Here is a 19,855-nt window from a genome sequence, read left to right on the forward strand (position 1 = left end):
CCATCGGCGAGCGGGCTGGGCTGGGTCCGTCACCGTGGTAAAGCTCGTTGATCCAGCTGCACACCATGGCGCACATCGCCGGCTCGGCCCCGCGAGCGTGGTCGACGAGGCGATCGCCCGACCACAGCCGTCACCCGGCCCCACCGGAACGTCTGTTCACGTACTGGATACGAGAGTCTGCAGGCCTCCGCAGGACCTTATCGTCGACCCGGCGGCCGAGATCGGGGCAAGGCCTCCGGCGGGCCCCGAGGGGTGCCCGCCGGATGCGCAGGAACGGAAACAACCGGCCCCGCGTCCCGACCGGTGAGGGGCCAGCCGGCGACGGAGCTGGGGTTCACGCCACCGCTGACGCCGCGGCGAGGCATCCGCCGCCGATCGCAGCACCTGGTTGGCTCCGTAGACGATGTGGAGGGCTTGGCCGGCCCGCGTGCTGGAGGCATCCCACGTCGGCGGTGGCGAACCCAGCAAGCTGCCAGCGCCGTCGCCCGGTATGCGCACGCCGGGAGTTTCGCGCCGGTCGCGCTGGGCCGTCTGGCTGTTGACAGCGACGTTGTTTGTGCCGGTGATCCGGTGCTGACACATGGTGTTCACTGCGTGGGTTCTTTTCAGTCCACGGTCTGGTGAGGTGGGATGTTGGCGTCCCCGGCGACTCGGCCTGGGGAGGTATTCCGGAGGCTGTGCGTGCCTGGTTGTGATGTGACCCGTCGAGACATTCTTCGCTGGAGTGCGATCGCTGCTGCGGCCATACCGCTGGCGGGAGTGGTCGATCCCGCTCGAAGCGACGCCTCCACCGGCGCTGCCGGGACCGGCGAGGTCGTGCCGGTCAACCTGGAACTGGTGACTCTGACGGAGGACCGGGCCGTGGTGACCTGGTACACCGGCGAGGCCGGCACGAACGACGGCACGGGCAGGATGGTGCCGCTGCCCGCTGACGGTGAGGTCTGGTACGGCACCAACCCCCGCCGGCTCAACCGCGTCGCCGGCCAGAGCGGTCCACTCACCCCGTACCACCACGTCGAGTTGACCGGCCTGGAGCCGGGGCAGACGTATTACTACCAGGCGCGTTCCCGTGGGAAGCTGGCTGCTCCCATGGTGTTCACGCTCATCGCCGGCAACGCCGTCGGCACCAGCGACTACGGCCTGGGTACTCCGGGCGGCCCGTTCTCGTTCACCACGCCGCAGCCGCCGCCGGGGCGCTACCTCTTCTCGGTGGTGCTGTGCAACGACCTGCACATGGGCGAGACGCAGGCTGGGCTCGTCGGTGGGGACCCGTCGGTCATCCCGATCGTCCAGGTCCCGGGCGAGCCGCCGTATCCCGAGGTCATGCTGGAATCCCTGGTGCGCGACGTCCGAAGCTTCGACCCGACCTACCTCCTGGCCGCGGGTGACATCTCCGCCGAGGCCGTACCCGGCGACCTCAGCCGAGCCGGTCAGTTGCTCGACCGGTTCGGTGTGTACCGCGAGGACTACTTCCTCACGCGCGGCAACCACGACCGGGCGCACGTCGGCGACCCCTACGCGAACTGCCGGGTCGGTCGCTGGCAGGGCAACGACTGCTTCCAGGACCGCTACTTCCCCGACGACGAGGTCGCCTTCTACTCGACCGATCTCTCCGGTCTGCACGTGATCGGACTCGACACGTACGACAAGGCCGGCGGCGGAGGCGACGCGGGTGCACTGGCAGCGGAGCAGTACGCCTGGTTCATGAAGGACCTGGCCGAGCACAAGGAGCAGCCGACCCTCGTGTTCGGTCACCACCCGCTCGTCGTTCAGGAGTCGTCGAAGCCGATCAAGTCGAGCAGCTCGCTGGACGCCGCCCAGGCCGCGTCGATCCTGGAGACCTACGCGAAGACTCCGGGCGTCTTCCTGCACCACGCGGGACACACTCACCGCAACCACCACACGGTCAGCCCGAGCGCACCGCGGGTGACCCTGCAGGAGGTCGCCGCGGCCAAGGAGTACCCGGGCGGCTTCTCGATCCTCCGGCTGCACAGCGAGGGGTTCGCTCTGAACTTCCACAAGTCGCGCAGCGACCTGGCCCGCGAGTGGAGCGAGCGCAGCCGTCAGGAACTCGCGGGAAGCTGGGCGCAGTTTGCGCTGGGGAACAACGTGGTGGACCGCAACATCGTCAAGAAGGTCGATCTCTCCGGCCTCCGCCGGCCCGAACGGACCGCGGCCGGCACGCGGGGCTGACCGTTAGTGCATAGCAACTGCGTCCTGCGGAATATGTGCTAAAGCCCAGCCCAGCGGCTGGCTGTGTCAGCGTTGAGTAGCTCCGGTATGTCAGAGAATTGTGGCCCTTCCCGTTGTGAATCTTGGGACACGCCGGTGCTTTGGCGGTGGTAGTCGGCCCCACCTCGTCATCGCGGGCGCGATGACGAGGTGCGCCGCCGCCCGGACGGGCCCAGTTCGGTGCGCAGCCGCGACCTCAGGTCAGTATCAGGAAAACGTAAAGAGCGATCCGGTCGGCCCGGTTCGCGCTTTGCCCGGCTGATGCATGCCACGCACCTCGAGGTGGGTGTGTTCGCCGGAGGACCACGAGCGCCGGCCGGGGGCGGCGGCGCGCACGACTGCGGCGATCGGCTCAGCCACTGTTGTCCATGTCTGCGACCTATTCTTCCCCCGGCAGGCTTAGGCTGCGCCGCCGGTTCCTCCTGCGCGAAGGCCTGTTTTTCTTTCGCGGAAGACGGTTCCTGCTGCGCGAACATCGGCTCGGGACGGGCCGCCTGTGATGGCCCGCGCTCCGCCACCGGGTGGTGCGCCCGCGACCTCGGGCTGTCCGCCCATCGCACCATCGCGCCCCGCTTCCGTGCCGCGCGCGTAATCGGCCAGGGGGTCGCCGGACCACAACATCGCGCTGACGAGGCCCTGGCAGACCGGGCTCAAGCCGATCCGCGCTGGTGGTGAACGTGAGGTGCACTCCCGTCGTGCTCCTGGAGGGGCCGAGCATTAGCGGGCTCGGGGGATGTGGTGGGCCCGCGGTGGCGTGTCAGCACGGCGACGGCGGCGAGCAGGGCCAATACGACGGCGGCGAACCACGTCGTCGCGGCGGTCACGTTCATGGAGCGGCTGGCGACGCCCAGCCCGGCGGGGAGCAGGGCCAGACCGAGGTAGGAGGCGAGGAACAGGCCGGCGAGGGCTTCGCCGCGCCGGGCCGGGGTGGCCGTGGTGGCCACGTGTCCGACGGCAGACTTGAACAGCACCCCGGCGCCGGCTCCGGCGATGATCCCAGCGAGCAGGAACACAGGCAGGCTGGCAGCGTGCATACCGACCGCGAGGACCGCTATACCCACGGCCTGGGCGAGCAGCCCGATGTGCCGGCGAGTCCGTGTGCCGAGCCGGCCGGTGCCCGTCTGCGCCGCCGCTGCGGCACCGAACACGGCGAACACGACCAGTCCGGCCAGCGCGCGGGACGGGTGGTGGAGGGTCCCGCCGACGAAGCCGGGTACCACGGATGTGAACAGGCCGAACACGGCCATGGACGTGAATCCGGCCGCGGCCGCGGCGAGGTATCCGCGGTCACCGCGACTCGCCCCGACCCGCTGCGGACGGTAGCCCGGCCGGACCGCGGGCCTGTGGACGGTCTCCAGTGTTAGCGCGAGGGCGGCGACGCCGGTGAGTAGCAGCACGACGAAGACGGCATACGGCAGACGCAGCGGCGCACCCAGGTACTGGGCGAGCACTCCCGCGACGATCGGACCCAGGCCGAGCCCGCCAATGTTGGCCGCGGTCGACACAATCTCGAACCGCCGCGTCGAGGCGCCGGGCCGGTCAGCGCTGTGCAGCTCGTGCAAATACGCGGTGGCGGTCGCCGACAGCATGCCGACGCCGAGGCCGGTGACGAGCCGGGCGACGATCAGCACCGGCAGTGACGGCGTGGCGAGGAACACTGCGGCGGCCAGCAGTTCCAGCGCCAGAGCCGCCGTCATGACCTTCTTCCGGCCCAGCCAGTCCGAGACGTGCCCGGCGAGCAACAGACTGATCAGCACACCAACGGCGTAGACGGCGAACACGACGGTGACCGTGAACGTGGAGAACCCGTCATGAACCTGGTACAGCGGATACAGCGGCGTGGGAACCGTGGAGAACGCCATGGCCGTCATGAACACCACGGCCACCGTCCAGAACCCGGCGCCGGACCGGCGGACGGCATGTAGGTGGTCCCGCGCCGGAGCCTTCCCGGTGCTTGCGTGGTCCCTACGCGGACCCATGGCCGACGCCATCGACATCAGAGCACTCCGATCAATTGACGGTGGATTCCACCGCTAAGGGATGTCTCGTAACCCGCGGCTTTCCGGGCGTGCACCAGGCCCGGAATAGCTTGCGGACATGTCCGCCGACCAGCACTTTCCGCACCCGGTTCCGCCGCACCTCCTTCCGCCACAGCCGGTGGCCCGGCAGCCACCCGCGCCGCCGCGGCCGAAGCGCCGCCGACGCCGGATCGTGCTGCTGGTGATCGCGGCCCTGCTGGCCTACCCAGCCGGCACTTACGGCTACGCGCTCGCTTACCCCGGCGACGCGAGTGTCTCCGTCCGGACTGTGAATTGGCTGCGGGAGATTGTTCTCGGCGGTGTGGTCAACGCCGTCGAGAACTGGTGGTTCACCCGGCACCCGCCGTCGAGTGCGCGCGCTGCTCGACATCCCCGCGTCACCCCCGCGCCGTCGCGGTGTGCTGACCGCCTTCGCGGTCGCCGTGGTACTCGGCTGCTGCGGCTGGTCCGCCGGAGCCGGGGCTCAGGCCGCGATCGCGATGCACGCCGATATCGAAGCCGCCCAGCAGGCCTCGTGCGCGTCCCACTCCGTGTTCACGAAGGGGTCCCACGGCGAGACCGCGGTCCGCGCAGCCGACCAGGATCGCCGGGAGTGCGCCGAGCGCTGACCGCCACGAACCGACCGTGGAGGCGGCGGTGTCCGAGTCGTGCAACAGGATCGTGCCGCCGGGGCGAAGTCCCTTGTGGACTGTCGCGGCCACCGACGCCGGAGTCGCGCGGGCGGACCAGTCGAACCCCCAGGCCGTCCACAGCACGGGCCGCAGGCCCAGCTTCCGGGCGGCGACCAGGGAGCCGGCAGAAAACACCCCGTAGGGCGCGCGCAGCCACCGCGGCCTGACGCCGGCGACGTCGGTGATCAGCTCGACCGTCCGCGCGAGGTCGTCGTGCAGAGCGGACGGGAACCGGCGCAGGAAACAACGGTGGTCCCAGCCGTGCACCGCGAGCTCGTGCCCGGCGGCGACGATCTCGCGCCCGAGCTCCGGGCACCGGGCGAGTTCGCGGCCGAGCACGAAAAACGTCGCCCGCGTGCCGGTTTTCGCGAGCAGGGCCAGGAAATGCGGGGTCGAGCGCGGGTGCGGGCCGTCGTCGAAGGTGAGCGCGACGTGCCCGGGATCACCCACTCCGGCGAGCGCGTCGGTGCGCAGGTGCGGCAGGAACAACGCGGCCGGGGCGGCGTGCGCCACGAGCGCGCCCGCCGCCGCCACGCGGATCATCCGGCCACCTCGATCGGCAGGGCCGGCGCGGCTTCACGGGCCAGAGCGGCACGCAATGCCGGGCCGAGCGCGTCCGGCGTCCGCACCCACGGCACGGTGCCCTCCTGGTCCAGCACGGCGGCGTTGGCGCGGCCGTGGCCGGGCAGGCAGCGGTAGGTCAGTACCGGCAGGCCCGTCGCGAGGGCTTCGGAAGTCGTGAGCCCGCCCGCGTTCTGGACCACGACGTCGCACGCGCGCATCAGGTCGGCCATCGTGTCCACCCAGCCGAACACGTGCCGGTGCCCCGCGTTCCGCAGGCGTTCGCGCAACGCGTCGTTGCGGCCGCAGACGACCACGGGCTCGACCGAACCGTCGGCACGCAGGTCGGCCACCGTCCGTTCGACCTCTCCGACGCCCCAGGACCCCGAGACGACCAGGGCCAGCGCGCGATCCGCGGACAGACCGTGCGCGAACCTCAGCCGCGTCCGCTCGGCCGCGCCTGCGACCGGCCGGAACTCCCGCGCGACCAAGGGCGGCGCGACCAGCACGCGGCCCGCGCCCCAGGCTCGCGCCTGCCTCGCTGCGGTCTCGTTGGGCGCCACGGTCAGGTCGGCCTGCGCACTGACGCACAGGCGGTGCACCGACGGATCCGTCAGGTACGCCACCAGCCTCGGCGCGAGCCGTCCGCGCGCCCGCAGGTGCGCCGCCGCGTGGGTCGCGAGCGGGTAAGTCGACACGACCAGCCGGGCGTCGTCGCCCACCACCTCGGCCAGCCCGGCGGACGCGAGCGCCGCGAGCCGCCGGGCGATCGCCGCGAGCGCCGGCGAGCCGAGTGCCCCGAGCAGCCAGTCCCAGCTGCGCGGGGCGACCTGCAACTGTCGGTGGTAGGCGCCGCACAGCGTCTGCCCGAGCCGGCCCGGCAGCAGGTCGAGGAAGTCGACGCGGTCGGCGCGCACCCCGCGCTCGGCCAGCCACTGGGCGAGCTCCCGCGCCGCACCGTCGTGCCCGGCGCCCACCCGCGCGGACACGATCACCACGCGGTCGCCTTCGAAAAGTTCTACAGGCATGTAGTAAATCTACATCCATGTAGTCGTTCGGTTCTTCCGGGTGCGCCGTGCCTGTTTCGTCCGGTGCGCGGCGCCCGCACTCGCGGTGCGGGCGCCGGTCCACTACCGGTCGAGCTCCGGCAGCTCGCGGGTTCCTTCCGCGCGCACCGCGGCGAGCGAGCGCGAGTCGAGATGCAGCAGCCGCAGGATCGTCGGCGCGATCTGCGTGGTCTCCACCGAGCCGCCGACGCTGCGTCCGCGGCCGGTGCCGCTGACGACCAGGGGGACGGCCCGGTCGTCAGCGGCCGCTCCGCCGTGCTCGGCGATCTTCGACTGCCCGCCGGCGAACACCACGCCGGGCACGGTGAGGCCGACGAGGTCGGGCACGCGGGCATCGCCGGGGCGCACGCCGAAGTAGCGCGCGGCGTCCGCTCCCGCGTGGACGGTCGTCAGTCCGGAGTGGACGAACGGCTTGGGCGCGCCGGCGACCCCGTTGCCGGTGCCGGACTGCGCGAGAAGGTAGTTCTTCGCGAACGTCGTGGCCGCGGCCGAGCGGTCGGTGAGCCAAGGAAGCATCGCGTCGTCGTCGGTCGACTGGGCCACGAGGTCGGGCGCGCCCGGGTGGGCCGCGCGCCAGGCCGCATTGAGACCGTCGAGCAGGGCGCCGTCGTCGATGCGGGTCAGCGCGTTCGAGTCGATCGGCGACTGGCCGTGCTTGGCGGACAGCACGATCGTGGTGCTCTGGTCGAGGTGGCGCCGCTGGAGCTCCGCGGTGAACGCGCCGAGCTCCTGGTCCACGAAGTCCAGTGCCGAGCGCACGACCGGCCCGGGTGCGCCGCCGGCGGTGTACCCGCCGGCCTGGCCGCCGGAGACGGGGAGCTTCTGCGCGGTCGACACCGACTGGAAGTTCAGCCCGAACACCGCCGGCGTGCCGACCTTCGTGGTGCCGCTGTGGTCGTAGCCGTCGATCTCGTTGAGCACCGCGCGCGCCTTGTATGAGTCGTACTGCTGGGTCGCGGCGTTGTCCGTAGTCCAGTCCCCGCCGGGCGGTCCGGCGGGCACCTGGCTGTTGATCTCCGGCGTGAACAGGTCCTGCACGCCGGTGCCGGACGGGCCGTTCAGCAGCTCGTAGGCCGGGTGCTTGTCCGACCACGCGGTGCGCAACCCGGCCTGGCGAGCCACCTCGAACACCGTATTCACCTGCAGGTACTGGTGCGGGTAAACGGGTTTGCACGTGCGAGGGTCGACCGGCAGCTTCGCCGGGTCAATGAGCGTGCGCGGGTTGCCGGTCATCTTCAGCACGCTGCCGGGCAGACCGGCGAGGCCCTGCCCGGCGTCGACGGAGTTCTTGTCGAGGTCGAGATCCTCGGTGTAGTCCGCTCCGGTGCCCGGCTTCACGCCGGTGCAGTTCGTGGTGCCCGCGGGCAACAGCGCGTGGTTGTAAGTGGCGTCGTAGTACACGCCGGTCGTCGCGGGGTTGCCGCCGGTGACCTGGGCGACGAGGCCGGGGGACGAATCCGAGGGCACTGTGGTGTTCGCGTGCGTGTACTGCGTGCCGTGCGCCACCAGCCTCGCGAGCGCCGAACAACCAGCGCGGCTACATCCAGGTCGACCTCACACCGCAGCAGTGGCGCGCGGACTTTCGGGTCTCAGACACCGTGTTGCGCCAGGACGCCCCGCTCTACACCCTCGCCACCTTCGTCACCGACGACGGCAAACCCGGCGCCCGTCGCGCCTGACCGCCCTCCCCGGTGGTGGGCCGGGCCCCACCACCGGGCATCTGCCGCCATCTCGAAGCCTCGGCAAAAAGCGTTGATCCGCCCCTTTTCCGCCGGATGCTGGCGCCGCACCCGGCGCGGTTCCAAATCTGGTCTCGATCAGAGCAATGTCCTCCGGCAGGTGTCATGAATTGCCGTCAAAGTCTGGTACCGACCGAATCTGACATGGGATTCTCGGTGCATGTGGGGCAGCGAAGGGACGCGCTGCGATCGGGTTTGCCGGTGGGGCCCGGGATTGGCTGGCGGGCGAGCGTGGTGAGGATGTGCCCGTCGTTGATCGTTTCGGGCGGGTGGTGTCGGGTGTTTACGAGGTTCTTCTCCGATGCGGAGATCAGGCGGTTGCGGTCGGAGGAGCTAGGCCGGGACGAGTTGATCCGGCATTTCACGCTCGGCGCGGATGATCGGGCGTGCCTGGAGTCGTCTGCGCGCGGGACGGGGAACCGGCTGAGGGTGGCGATCCAGTTGTGCACGCTGCCGTGGCTGGGTTTCGTGCCGGAGGACATCGCCGCGGTGCGCCGCGATCACATTCGGACTGTTCATCACGGTGCTGCGCACGATGGATGTCTCCCAAATCGACATCGGCCCGATCCACATCGTCGGCAGCGCCGCCACCGACTCCACTCCGTAAACCCGTCCACAGCAGGTGGCCCGGCGCGATCCTCAGCTTGTGCCGGGCCACCCGTGCTTCTGATCTCGTTGCCCGGCCGCCAATGAGTCGAGGAGGGGCGCGAAGGTCGTGGCTGTAGGTGTTTCGCTCAACCGATCCGGCCGTCCTTGTCGCTGCCGACGTGACGGATACAGGACGGCGGCCGGGGCAGTGCGTCCTGGTGGTGGGAGCGGCCGGTGTCCCCGGTGACCAGCCGCGGAGTCTGCGCGGCACACCCGGGCCGGGGTTACTCGCGCGAACGCAGTTCGGTGTTCTGGCGGTGGGATTCGTGGAGCTGGTCTTCGAGGGAGATGATGCGGCAGGCGGCGTCGACAGCGGTGCCTTGGTCGACTAGTTCCCGTACGCGTGCGGCGATGCGCAGCTGGTGGCGGGAGTAGCGACGATGTCCGCCGGCCGAGCGCTGGGGCTCGATCAGGCCGGCCTCGTCGAGGCTGCGCAGGAAGTTCTGGCTTGTGCCGAGCATGTCCGCGGCCCGGCCCATGGTGTAGGCGGGGTACTGGTCGTCGTCGAACTTGTCGGCCCCGCCCGAATCGGGGGCGGGGGTCTCGCGTTGGTCAGGAATCATTCCACCTCCACATCACAAGGGACCCCGGATGCCGCGCACGGCACCCGGGGTCCCAGGGGTTTGGGTTTCACCATTGTCAACCGACTGTGAGGCCAGCTTCCTGTATCCGCGGTGTCCGTCCGAGAGCCGGACGGTGCGGAGATCGCTTATTCGTAACCGAGAACCACCTTCCAATCCGATGGGACTGCGGTACCCGCGCGGCACTACTGCCCAGCCGCTGCGGGCGATCCAATGATGTGCCCTTTCCCTTCTCTCCTGTGTTTTCCTCTTACTGTGCACCACTTCATGTACTGCGACTTCGTGTACTGCGACTGCTGCGAACGTCACCGGCTGGAGCCCTTCCACTGATCGGCCCCAGCACGCGTCACGCCGCTGGTCACTGCCCGGAACCCCGTCCGTGATCGGTTCCGGCCACCTGACCGTCCTGCACAAACTGACTTAACTGACTTGCCTTATCACTACCTGATTCGATACCGCGTACTGACTTGGTGCTGCAGTAAAACAACCTCACAAGCGCACCTGGCCGCTTGCGTTCTGCGCCGGGACCGTCTGACCTAGTGCGTCTTCCGGGCCCGGTCCAGGATCGTTCACCGGTCACCAGCCGAGACCTGTCCACTGATTGGCCCCGTCCTGCCTGACCGTCTTGTCTCACTTCGCGGGTAGTTCCGTCATCTCCCGCGCATGCTTGACGTTGTCTCTCTCGGTACGTGGAGAAGACTACACATGACCTTAGTTGAATGTCTACCCCGGCCATCATAGATTTACTCAGGCGCCGTTGACATGAGGCTCTGTCGGCGCGAAGTCCCAGGTCAGCGCCGACACCCGATGGACCCAGGTCACACAGAAGGGTGGCGCTGATCGTGCGCCACGCGCTGAACCCGCGGGTACCGGAGGATCTCGCGTTCGCCGAGTCCCGGATCCGCGCGAACACGATGGCAGCCGAGGACCTGCTGCATGACCTGGGCGCCATCTCGATCACCTCATCCGACGCCCAGGCGATGGGACGGGTCGGTGAGATCGTGCTGCGCACCTGGCAGGTCGCGCACGTGATGAAGGCGCGCTACGGCCGCGGCGAAAGCAGCTTTCCGGCCGACAACGAGCGAGCCCGCCGCTACGTCGCGAAGTACACGATCTGCCCGGCAGTGGCACACGGCATCGACCACGAAGTGGGCTCGATCGAGCCGGGCAAGATGGCCGACCTCGTGCTGTGGGACCCGGCGTTCTTCGGGATCCGCCCGCAAGCCGTACTCAAGAGCGGCGCCATCGTGGCGGCACCGCTCGGCGACCCGAACGCCGTCATCACCACACCACAGCCGGTTTTCATCCGCCCACCACTCGCGGCTGGTCACGCGTCGGCGCCACACCTGGCCACGTCATTCGTCGCACCGGCCGCCCTGGAGGACGGGTTGGCCGGGCGGCTCGGCCTCACCCGCCGGCTGGCCGCGGTCCGCCCGACCCGGCATCTGACGAAGGCGGACATGCCCAACAACACAGCGCTCCCGGCCATCGAGGTCGGCCCGGAGACCTTCACGGTCACGGTCGACGGCGAGGCGGTAAGACCCGAGCCGGTGGGCGAGGTGCCGATGGCGCAGCGGTACACACTGTTCTAGGAGGCCGGTTCCGACCCGTGACTGCATCCATCGCAGCGCTGCTGCTGGCCGACGGTCGTCTGCCCGTCGGCGGCCACGCCCACTCCGCCGGCCTGGAGCCCGCCGTGAACGCGGGCCTGTCGGCTTACGGCGTGCCGGATTACCTGCGCGCGCGGCTCATGACGGTGGGCAGGATGGAGGCCGCGGCCACCGTGCTCAGCCACCGCTGGGCCAGGAGCGCCGGGACGGCGGATGGCGCCGGACTGCGGACGCTGCAGGACGAGTTGCTGGCGCGTACCCCCAGTGCACCGATGCGGGAGGCCTCGGTCAGCTGGGCCGGGGCCTGGCGCGGCTCGTGGAGCGCCTGTGGCCCCACGCGCATGCCGTGCGGGGGCTGCGGGCGCTGGGCGGTGCACCGCAACGACCGGTCGCGCTCGGCGTAGTCACGGCGCTGACCGCGATGGACGAGCGGCAGGCCGCCCGCGTCTGCCTCTACGACGACGCTCAGGCTGTCGCCTCAGCCGCTTTGAAACTGTTGCCGATCGATCCCCTCGAGCCGGTCCGCTGGCTGCTCACGGTCGCGCTCATGATCGACGAGGTCACAAGGGAAGCGGTGACGATCACCGAGCCGGCGGCCCTGCCGGCCAGCGCGGCTCCACTGATCGAGGAGTGGTCGCTCACCCACTATCTCAGCAAGAGGAGGATGTTCCGTGCCTGACGACATCGAGCTCACCGATCCTGCTGCCGGGGCAACGGTCCCGGCGCCCCTGCCGATTCACCGCAGGACGCTGCGGTGCGCGCCCTGCGGCTGGGGGTCGCCGGCCCAGTCGGCACGGGCAAAAGCACGCTCATCGCAACCATCTGCCAGCAGCTCGGGCACGAGCTGCAGATAGCCGTCGTCACCAACGACATCTACACCGATGAAGACGCCCGGCTGCTCCGGGCCGTTGGGGTGCTCCCGGTCGAACGGATCACAGCGGTGGAAACCGGTGCGTGCCCGCACACGGCGATCCGCGACGACGTTGCCCCGAACCTGATCGCCGTCGAAGACCTCGAGCGGCAGTTCGCCCCCCTCGACCTGGTGGTCGTCGAGAGCGGCGGAGACAACCTGACCGCAACGTTCAGTCCAGCGCTGGCCGACGCCCAGATCTTCTGCATCGACGTGGCCGGGGGCGGTGACGTCGCTCGTAAAGGCGGCCCCGGTATCGAGAGAGCCGACCTGCTCGTGGTGAACAAGACCGACCTGGCGCCCTACGTGGGAGTGGACCCGGCACAGATGGTCGACGACGCCGGCAAGGTGCGGGGTGACCTGCCCGTCCTGGCACTGAGCCAGCACGATCCTGCCAGCATCGCCGAACTGCGTACCTGGATCCTCCAGCTGGTGGCCCAGCACCGCCGCGGCCGGCACACTCCCCGGGACCCCGGACCGATGGCACCGCACACTCATGCCGCTGACCACCATCCCAGCCCCCACCTGCACAGCCACGGTGGCGCACCGGCCGCGAACGCGCGCCCATGAACGCCGCCGGCTGCGCCGGCCCGCGGCCCACCCGCGTGCGGATCGGTTGTGCCGGCGATGGTCTCTGTGCCGAAGAAATGACTGCCGGGGACTTCCTCACCCCCGGCTGCTCACCCGATGCGGACGGCACGCCCGGATCGCCCTCGTCGGGCACCAGGCGATGCTCCTGGCCGGCGACCGGCTCGAACTGGACGTGGAGGTCGGCGCTGGTACGTACCTCGAGCTGATCGAGCCGTCGGGCACCGTCGCGTACAACGCCCGGGGCGGGCGAGCCACCTACACCGCCCGGGTCAAGGTCGGCGCGGGCGGTAGTTTCATCTGGCGGTCGGCACCCTTCGTCATCGCGGACGGCGCAGACGTCGAGCGTGACCTCGACGTGGCACTGGACGAGGGCGGGGTCGTGGCATTCCGCGAGACTTTGGTGCTCGGGCGGTACGCGGAAGACGGCGGTTCAGTCCTCTCCCGTCAGCGCGTCACGCTCGGCGGTGCCCCGCTGCTCGTGGAGACGCTGGACCTGCGCGATCCGCGGGCTCGCGCGCTGCCTGGAATGCTGGGCCTCCACCGGGTCGTGGCCACGGCCATGGTGCTCGGCCTGTCGACCGGCACCGAGATCGGCCCGGGTAGGACACCGCTCGCGGGGCACGGCATGCTGGCTCGCGCCCTCACCGGCGCCGCCCACGAGGCCGACCACATCCTCGCCGGTACCTGGTCCGCCTGGCTGGGTGCAGTGGAGGCGTATTTCGCGGGGCGACGGCCCGCGCTTTCCCACGCCGCGCCTCATCGGTACGAAAGCTGGAATCGATGCGCTGCGGCGCCGGTTCCCCGGCCTCCCGCGCATTTCCGCCCGATCACGGAGGAGGCAAGATGACCGTCCAGGCCCGCGCCGGCGTCTACCGGCTGCATTCGCTCGACGCGACGATGCCTTCGTGGAGCGAGCGTGCCGACCGGCACCCGGCGGTTGCGTTCGCGGATTCTTGCCTGCGCGGCGTCGGGCAGGTCTGCTTCATGGACAACCCGGTCACCGGGGTGCTCTTCCTGCTCGCTCTCTACCTGTACACACCGTGGCTGGGTACCGCCACGATCGTCGGAGTGGCCGCCGCGACTGTCACCGCGCATCTGCTCGGCCTCGACCGCGTCGCGATCCGGGCTGGTCTCTACGGGTTCAACGGCACCCTGGTCGGCGCCGGATTCGCGACGTTCCTGTCCCCACCGTGGCACGGGGCGATCTTCGGCTACATCATCGGCGGTGCGGCGGCATCGACCATCGTGATGGCCGCGTTGACCACCATCCTCGTTCCCACCTGGCAGGCTCCCCCGCTGACACTCGCCTTCAACATCGTCACCCTTGCCTCCCTGGTCGCCGCGCTGGGACTGGCACATGGTCACGCGGGCACGCTGCTGACACCCGGAACCATCCAGCACCCCGGGCCCGCCACCGGCACCGCGCTGCGATCGACCGTCGATTCCGCCGGGTCGTACGACGTGGCGGCGCTGGCCAACGCGCTCTTCCGCGGGGTCAGCCAGATCTTCCTCGCCAACAGCCTGATCTCAGGCATCGTCATCATCATCGGGATGACGGTCTGCTCACGGATCGCCGCCGGGCTCGTGCTGGCCGGGTCAGCGGTCGGGGGCGCGATCGGCATAGCTCTCGGCAGCGACGGATACGCGATCTACCACGGCCTGTTGGGATACAATTCGTGCCTGACGGCGGCAGCCATCGCCGGGGTGTTTCTGGTCCTGTCGCGGCGAACATTCGTGCTCGGCATCTTCGGCGCCGTCATGTCCGCCGTCATGTCCGCCGTCTTGGCCGCGACCCTGTCGGTGCTGTTCACTCCGTGGGGACTCCCGGCCCTCACCTTGCCCTTCTGCCTTGCCACACTCGCGATCCTGCTCGTCAAGGGACACGTCACGAATCTCGACGCCGTGCCGCTCGATACGCTGTCAACACCCGAGCAGCACCTCAGGCAGGGCCTGACAACACCCGAGCAGCTTCGGAAGCAACGCGCGAAACCCCTGCCGGCCAGCCGTCAGTAGGCGCGATGAACAGAGACCGTCTGAGCGGCCAGGCAACCGACGGGCAGGTGCTGCTGATCGTCCTCTGTTTTGCGCTGTCGTTCGTGGCCTTCGGCTTGACGGTGAGCGGTCCCGTGGATGTCGCCCGCGGTGTGGTCGACATCCTGATGGCGCGGGACGTCCTCGTCACCGACTACGTGGGAATCGGCGGGCTGGGCGCGGCGTTCGTCAACGCGGGCCTGCTCATCGTCCTCGTCTGTGGCGTCTACCGCGTCTCCAAGGCCAAAATCGACGGCGCGGCGGTCGCCTGCCTCCTTCTCATGCTCGGCATCGGCTTGTTCGGCAACAACCTCCTCAACGTCTGGCCCGGGGTCGCCGGCACCTACCTCTACGCCAAGCACCAGCGGCAACCCTTCGCCGAGCACATCAACACCGCGTTCTTCGGTGCCGCGTTGGCGCCGGTCTTCTCCGAGATTCTCTTCACCACGTCGCTGCCACTGCCCGCCCGGCTTGCGCTGTCGCTCGGCACCAAGCTCTGCATCGGCTTCGTGGTGGCGCCGATCGCCAAGCAACTGTTCCGAGCCCACGACGGGTTCACCCTCTACAACATGGGCTTCGTCGCCGGCCTCGTCGGCACGGTGGTCGTGGCGGTCTACAAGGCGTATGGATACGTTCCCGAACCCGTGCTGATCTGGACGAGCGGCTACAACCTGATCCTGGGCGTATTCCTCGGCGCGTTGTTCGCGTCGACGGCGATGCTGGGGTTGCTCGTCGACCGGCAGGCGTGGCGCAAGCTGGGTGCGCTGCACCGGCTGCCGGGGCAGGCACCCACCGACTTCATCACCAAGGTGGGACTCGGGCCGACGCTGCTGAACATGGCGATCACCGGCGGGATCAGTACGGGCTACGTCCTGGCCATCGGCGGGGACCTCAACGGGCCGATCGTGGGGACGATCTTCAGCGTCGTGGGATTCGCGGCGTTCGGCAAGCACACGTTCAACATCGTCCCCGTCATGGCCGGCGTCTTCCTCGCCTCCCTGACCGCCCCGTGGCACGTGACCGACCCGTCGATCCTGTTCGCCGCCCTGTTCGGCACGGCACTGGCCCCGATCCCCGGCCGGTTCGGGCCGCACTGGGGGGTGGTCGCCGGGTTCCTGCACTCCTGCGTAGTCCTCACTGTCGGAAGCCTGACGGCCGGGCTCAACCTATACAACAACGGGTTCGCGGCCGGCATCGTCGCCTCCCTGCTCGTGCCGGTGATCGTCGCATGGCGAAGGCGGACGACAAGGACCCGAAACTCTGAGCGGTCCTAACAGGACCGTCGTTCGGTGTCTGGTAGTCCCACGCGGCGATGATCTCGTCATGAGTGGGCAGTTTCGGACGGCTGAGGTCTGGTCCTCAAACGGGATCGCGCGAGTTGGGTCCGCAGGAGACGTGCCGTGCCTTGGCGGGTTGAGACCGGGGTCGTCAAGACATCCCTCCCGAAGGGCGGCTGCTTCTTTCCGGCGCTGGACAACGAGACCAGCGGCTCTGGTGGCGGCCGGGGCCTCTTTTACGACCCTTCGACTGATCCTTGATCATGGCCGCTCGGTGGCCGAGACGTTCGACGGCACCGTGCACAAGCTCGAGCAGATTCTCGATGCCGTGTTCGACCGTGCGAGCCACCCCCAAGAAGCCGGGCTCATCCAGCACACGACCGGAGACGTACAGCGCTGACCATTGCCGCGCCCGGGGCCTGGCCGCCGAGGCCTGCCACCTGGACCGAAGCATCGACTATTGCTCCAAACGGTTGCGGCGGTTCAGGCCCAGCAGTGGCGCTCGGGACCCGCCGGGCGCTGATCGTGCACGTCCCCTCATTGACTGAATGCCGGTCGATCGGTGAGCGTGAGCTCGGCCGAGCGTTCCTGGCCGCCGGGCCCGCGGACAGTCACGGCGATTTCGTCCCCCGGAGTCCGGCGGCGCAATGCGCCGAGAAAGTCCTCAGGCCGCCGCGTCGGTGTCGCGTCAACGGTCAGGATGACATCACCGGGATGCAGGCCGGCGTTAGCCGCAGGCCCGCCCGGGACGATCGCGCTGATGATGACCCCGTCTGTACTCGGCAGGTGCATCTGGGCAGCGATCTGCGGGGTGATCTGGGCCGGTTCGAGCCCGGCGAATGCATGCCGGGCGCGGCCAGTGGCCCGCAACTGCTCGGCGACGTCGGTGGCGGTGGCGGCGGGAATCGCGAAGCCAAGGGAGACAGCCCCGGCCTGCGGTGGGATATAGGCCTCGCTGATTCCCATCACCTCGCCGCGGGTATTCACGACGGCGCCACCGCTGCTGCCCGGACTGATGGCAGCGTCGGTCTGAATCAGGTCGACGAGCGCCTGAGTTTCCGTGGCGCTGCCGGGAATCTCACGGTGCAGACCGGACACAACCCCGGCGGTCACGCTGTTCTCGAAACCCAACGGGCTGCCGACCACGACGGCGAGCTCACCGATCACCGGCAGTCGGGCCTGGAACCGGGCCACCGGGAGCCCGCTGCGGCCGGTCTGTACCAGAGCCAGGTCGGTGGCGACATCAACTGCTCTGACCGTGGCGGAATAGCGCTGGCCGTCGGCGAACGCGACCTGCACCGACGCGGCCCCGCGGATGACGTGCTCGTTGGTGAGAACCAAACCGTCGGCGGTGTAGATGACACCGCTGCCGTTGCCGCCGCTGGTGAGCACTTTGACCACGGTCGGCAGCACGCTGGCCGAAACGGCCGGCACGTCGGCCAGGCTGCCTAGGCTTTGTGGCACACCAGCGGGCGTGGTCGGCGGGGCTGTGGTGCAAGCGGTAACCAGCAGCACCGCCACCAGCCCACCCGCCCTACCGGCGGCCGAGCGCATCGCGCTGCAGTGGCCAGGTCATGCAGCGCCCGCCCCGCAGCCGTGCTCAACGCCGACGACGGTGATGCCTGTAATATCGGCGAGTTCAGCGGCGTAGGTAGCGCTTCTGGTATCCATGACGGGCGGCTTGCTCAGATTGGACACTTCGGCGACGGCCTCGGTGGGATACGATCGCGGACCGGTCACGGCGCACTCCCCCCGTGTAATTCATTGTGCGCGGCGGGTAGAGCTACCTCCCCATTTAGTCTCTGATAGGCGTGGCCGTCTTCGCCCGCAACGGGTGATATGTGTTGGCGCAAATCACCTACCGCAGGCCTACCCGCCAGTAGGCCTTGCGGAACGCTCGGGGACGTGCGGCGCACACCATGTCCAGCCGTGGATCACGAGCCGCCACTGCAGATCGGATTCAGACTTGCAGACCAGGTCACTCGTCGCCACCACGCCGGCGTCCGACGCGGCGTTAAGGAAACCGTTGTCCGGAGCTCCTGACTCGACCGCGACCACCCGATGAAGCGCGGTGTACGTCACCCCGCCAAGGACAGCGATGAGCGGTGGCTGGCTAGAACTTGTGATTTCTTACGTTCCCAGGACTACAGGAAGTTACGCCGAATGCGGCGTCACCGGACTTCCATGGTTTCCGGCCGCGCCTGGACCTACTGTCGAAATTGGAGGTCCTGCCCGGCCGCAGGCGGGACGGGCGCACGGACACCTCGAGGAGGAGGGACCGCATGACGCTGTACACTGACATCCCGACCCGCTCCGAGATCGACGCGCTCTGGCGGGCCGAAGTTCCGGCCGCCGTGTCGATCTACCTGCAGACCGCGCCCACGTCACCGGGCGAGGCGGAGCGGATCGCGTACAAGAACGGAGTACGGGAAGCGCTGGCGCAGCTGGGCGACGTGGACCAAAAGGACCTCGCGGCGCTGGCGGAACAGCTTGCCGTGCTGGAGGACGAGAACTCCGGGGACTTCTGGCGGCACCAAGCACGCAGCCTCGCCGTGTTCGCGACACCGGCCTCCCTGCGCAGCTTCCGGCTGCCCAACCGCCTCACGCCAGCCGCCGTCGGAGCGACACGGTTCTTCGTCAAACCGCTGATGCGCGCGGTGACCTTCCCGCAGACCGCGTTCGTGCTGGCTCTCGCCCAGGGTTCAGCGCGAGTGCTGGAAACCGTGCCCGACGCTCCCCCACGTGAGGTACGGGTGCCGGACATGCCCGCGGACGTGGCGTCCGCCGTCGGCAAAGCATCCATCAAGGACCGCGCTCCGAACCGCCGGGTGCAAGGCGTGGAGGGGCAGAAGGTGCGAATGGCGCAGTTTTCCCGGCTGGTCGACAGCGCGCTGCGCGAGGTGCTGCCCGGCCACGGTGTGCCGCTCGTGCTCGCCGCGACCGAGCCGCTCGACAGCATCTTCCGCGTGCACTGCCGCTACCCCGACCTTGTGCCGCACAGTGTGCCCGGCAACCCGGAGGACCGCGGCGACGGCGAACTGGTCGCCGAAGCCCGCGCGGTCCTCGACAATTGGTACGCCTCCCGGCTCGACGAAGAGAAAACCACGTTCAACGAACGCTTCGGGCAGGGTCGCACCTCAACGGACCTCGCAGACCTGGCCCGCTTCGCCACGCGCGGCGCCGTCGACACGCTGTTCGTGGACATAGACGCCACCGTCCCCGGTGAGGTCGACGACCTGGGCGCGGTGACCTTCGGAGCTTCCGACGCCGGTGGGCTCGTCGACGAGATCGCGCGCCGCGCCTGGCTATCGGGCGCCCGCCTGCTCGCCGTCCGCCACGAGGACGTCCCCGGCGGCGGCGACGTCGCCGCGACCTTGAGATACGCGCCGACGGGGTGACCGCGGACCGCTCCCATCTCCTACCCCACCACGCCGCCGTGCTCGCCACCATCCGTACGGTTTGCGGCGGCTGGGTGGCGATGCCGCCGCGACGCGGTTCTACGACGAACACGTCGAGGCCGACGCCGTGCGCGAGCAGATCGCCGCACGCGACCTGTGTGGCACGTTCGCCCGCGAGAACCCGTCGGCCGCCGGCGACGTCCTCTTCGGTGCGGCGTGCGCGCTGGCGGCACCCGCAAGGTGTGCGGCTTCCGCGTGTCCGCCGGCGGGCGCTGACCCCGCCGCCGGGCCCAGGGACGAGCGTCCCTCGTCCCAGCGCGTGAGAAGCATGTGGGCGAACTCCGCCTCCACCGGGCTCAGCCTCGAGCCCGCCCGGCTCGCCAGACAGCGATCACGGGTCACGGAACTCGCTCCAGGCACTGGTGCCACGACTTCCCTGATTGTCGTTTAGCGGACTGTGTCGCTGGATACTTGGTGGGTCACCGACAACATGGGGGTGG

General features: G+C 69.4%; 16 protein-coding genes and 3 pseudogenes. 12 read left to right on the forward strand and 7 right to left on the reverse strand.

Annotation, left to right across the window (positions count from 1 at the left end; translation table 11 throughout):
• Nucleotides 1-630 precede the first annotated feature (630 nt).
• Nucleotides 631-2,193, forward strand: a complete 1,563-nt coding sequence (locus AB0M56_RS43490; RefSeq protein WP_364187415.1) for a metallophosphoesterase family protein — start codon at nucleotides 631-633, stop codon at nucleotides 2,191-2,193.
• 689 nt (nucleotides 2,194-2,882) lie between these two features.
• Here the strand turns inward: AB0M56_RS43490 and AB0M56_RS43495 are convergent.
• The 4 genes and pseudogenes from AB0M56_RS43495 to AB0M56_RS43510 all read right to left on the reverse strand — a co-directional run.
• Nucleotides 2,883-4,118 (reverse strand): MFS transporter, encoded by a 1,236-nt coding sequence (locus AB0M56_RS43495; RefSeq protein WP_364187417.1) that lies wholly within the window; start codon nucleotides 4,116-4,118, stop codon nucleotides 2,883-2,885.
• Between the two features lie 530 nt (nucleotides 4,119-4,648).
• Nucleotides 4,649-5,485, reverse strand: coding sequence for a polysaccharide deacetylase family protein (locus AB0M56_RS43500; protein ID WP_364187420.1), 837 nt, complete (start codon nucleotides 5,483-5,485; stop codon nucleotides 4,649-4,651).
• Nucleotides 5,482-6,531, reverse strand: a complete 1,050-nt coding sequence (locus tag AB0M56_RS43505; RefSeq protein WP_364187423.1) for a glycosyltransferase — start codon at nucleotides 6,529-6,531, stop codon at nucleotides 5,482-5,484. The genes AB0M56_RS43500 and AB0M56_RS43505 overlap by 4 nt, the downstream gene beginning before the upstream one ends.
• A gap of 102 nt (nucleotides 6,532-6,633) precedes the next feature.
• Nucleotides 6,634-8,082: pseudogene (locus AB0M56_RS43510) on the reverse strand (alkaline phosphatase family protein); the annotation flags it as partial.
• 467 nt (nucleotides 8,083-8,549) lie between these two features.
• Here AB0M56_RS43510 and AB0M56_RS43515 point away from each other — a divergent pair.
• A complete protein-coding gene (locus AB0M56_RS43515) occupies nucleotides 8,550-9,002 on the forward strand; it encodes a DUF4158 domain-containing protein (protein WP_364187473.1) in 453 nt (150 codons plus the stop codon).
• Nucleotides 9,003-9,181: 179 nt separating this feature from the next.
• Here the strand turns inward: AB0M56_RS43515 and AB0M56_RS43520 are convergent, their stop codons facing one another.
• Nucleotides 9,182-9,520 carry a MerR family transcriptional regulator gene (locus AB0M56_RS43520; protein WP_364187426.1) on the reverse strand — a complete coding sequence of 113 codons (339 nt, stop codon included), beginning with the start codon at nucleotides 9,518-9,520 and terminating at the stop codon, nucleotides 9,182-9,184.
• Nucleotides 9,521-10,368: 848 nt separating this feature from the next.
• Here AB0M56_RS43520 and AB0M56_RS43525 point away from each other — a divergent pair.
• From AB0M56_RS43525 to AB0M56_RS43560, 8 genes and pseudogenes are all read left to right on the forward strand, one after another.
• Nucleotides 10,369-11,130 (forward strand): annotated as a pseudogene (locus AB0M56_RS43525) (amidohydrolase family protein); the annotation flags it as partial.
• Nucleotides 11,131-11,147: 17 nt separating this feature from the next.
• The gene (locus AB0M56_RS43530; protein WP_364187427.1) at nucleotides 11,148-11,552 is read left to right on the forward strand and encodes an urease accessory UreF family protein; all 405 of its coding nucleotides are present in this window, start codon (nucleotides 11,148-11,150) and stop codon (nucleotides 11,550-11,552) included.
• Nucleotides 11,495-11,827, forward strand: coding sequence for an urease accessory UreF family protein (locus AB0M56_RS43535; RefSeq protein ID WP_364187430.1), 333 nt, complete (start codon nucleotides 11,495-11,497; stop codon nucleotides 11,825-11,827). Before AB0M56_RS43530 ends, AB0M56_RS43535 begins: the two co-directional genes overlap by 58 nt.
• A gap of 75 nt (nucleotides 11,828-11,902) precedes the next feature.
• Complete coding sequence (ureG, locus tag AB0M56_RS43540) at nucleotides 11,903-12,628, forward strand: urease accessory protein UreG (RefSeq protein WP_364187432.1); 726 nt, start codon at nucleotides 11,903-11,905, stop codon at nucleotides 12,626-12,628.
• A 160-nt stretch (nucleotides 12,629-12,788) separates the two neighbouring features.
• On the forward strand, nucleotides 12,789-13,496 hold the full coding sequence (locus AB0M56_RS43545; protein ID WP_364187435.1) for an urease accessory protein UreD: 708 nt from the start codon (nucleotides 12,789-12,791) through the stop codon (nucleotides 13,494-13,496).
• Nucleotides 13,493-14,662 carry an urea transporter gene (locus AB0M56_RS43550; RefSeq protein ID WP_364187438.1) on the forward strand — a complete coding sequence of 390 codons (1,170 nt, stop codon included), beginning with the start codon at nucleotides 13,493-13,495 and terminating at the stop codon, nucleotides 14,660-14,662. The genes AB0M56_RS43545 and AB0M56_RS43550 overlap by 4 nt, the downstream gene beginning before the upstream one ends.
• 5 nt (nucleotides 14,663-14,667) lie before the next feature.
• Complete coding sequence (locus AB0M56_RS43555) at nucleotides 14,668-15,954, forward strand: DUF1576 domain-containing protein (protein WP_364187441.1); 1,287 nt, start codon at nucleotides 14,668-14,670, stop codon at nucleotides 15,952-15,954.
• Nucleotides 15,955-16,231: 277 nt separating this feature from the next.
• The gene (locus AB0M56_RS43560) at nucleotides 16,232-16,357 is read left to right on the forward strand and encodes a hypothetical protein (RefSeq protein WP_364187444.1); all 126 of its coding nucleotides are present in this window, start codon (nucleotides 16,232-16,234) and stop codon (nucleotides 16,355-16,357) included.
• Nucleotides 16,358-16,494: 137 nt separating this feature from the next.
• Here AB0M56_RS43560 and AB0M56_RS43565 read toward each other — a convergent pair whose 3' ends face one another.
• Nucleotides 16,495-17,478 (reverse strand): trypsin-like peptidase domain-containing protein, encoded by a 984-nt coding sequence (locus AB0M56_RS43565; protein WP_364187447.1) that lies wholly within the window; start codon nucleotides 17,476-17,478, stop codon nucleotides 16,495-16,497.
• Nucleotides 17,479-17,529: 51 nt separating this feature from the next.
• Nucleotides 17,530-17,697, reverse strand: a complete 168-nt coding sequence (locus AB0M56_RS43570; RefSeq protein ID WP_364187450.1) for a hypothetical protein — start codon at nucleotides 17,695-17,697, stop codon at nucleotides 17,530-17,532.
• Nucleotides 17,698-18,239: 542 nt separating this feature from the next.
• On the opposite strand from AB0M56_RS43570, the gene AB0M56_RS43575 reads away from it, so the two are divergent.
• Both AB0M56_RS43575 and AB0M56_RS43580 read left to right on the forward strand, forming a co-directional pair.
• Nucleotides 18,240-19,355: a hypothetical protein gene (locus AB0M56_RS43575; RefSeq protein ID WP_364187453.1), complete on the forward strand. Its 1,116-nt coding sequence runs from the start codon at nucleotides 18,240-18,242 to the stop codon at nucleotides 19,353-19,355.
• Between the two features lie 49 nt (nucleotides 19,356-19,404).
• Nucleotides 19,405-19,806: pseudogene (locus tag AB0M56_RS43580) on the forward strand (iron-containing redox enzyme family protein); the annotation flags it as partial.
• Between the last annotated feature and the right edge of the window lie 49 nt (nucleotides 19,807-19,855).

Source organism: Amycolatopsis sp. NPDC051372 (assembly GCF_040682095.1).
In the GTDB taxonomy this organism is placed as follows: domain Bacteria; phylum Actinomycetota; class Actinomycetes; order Mycobacteriales; family Pseudonocardiaceae; genus Amycolatopsis.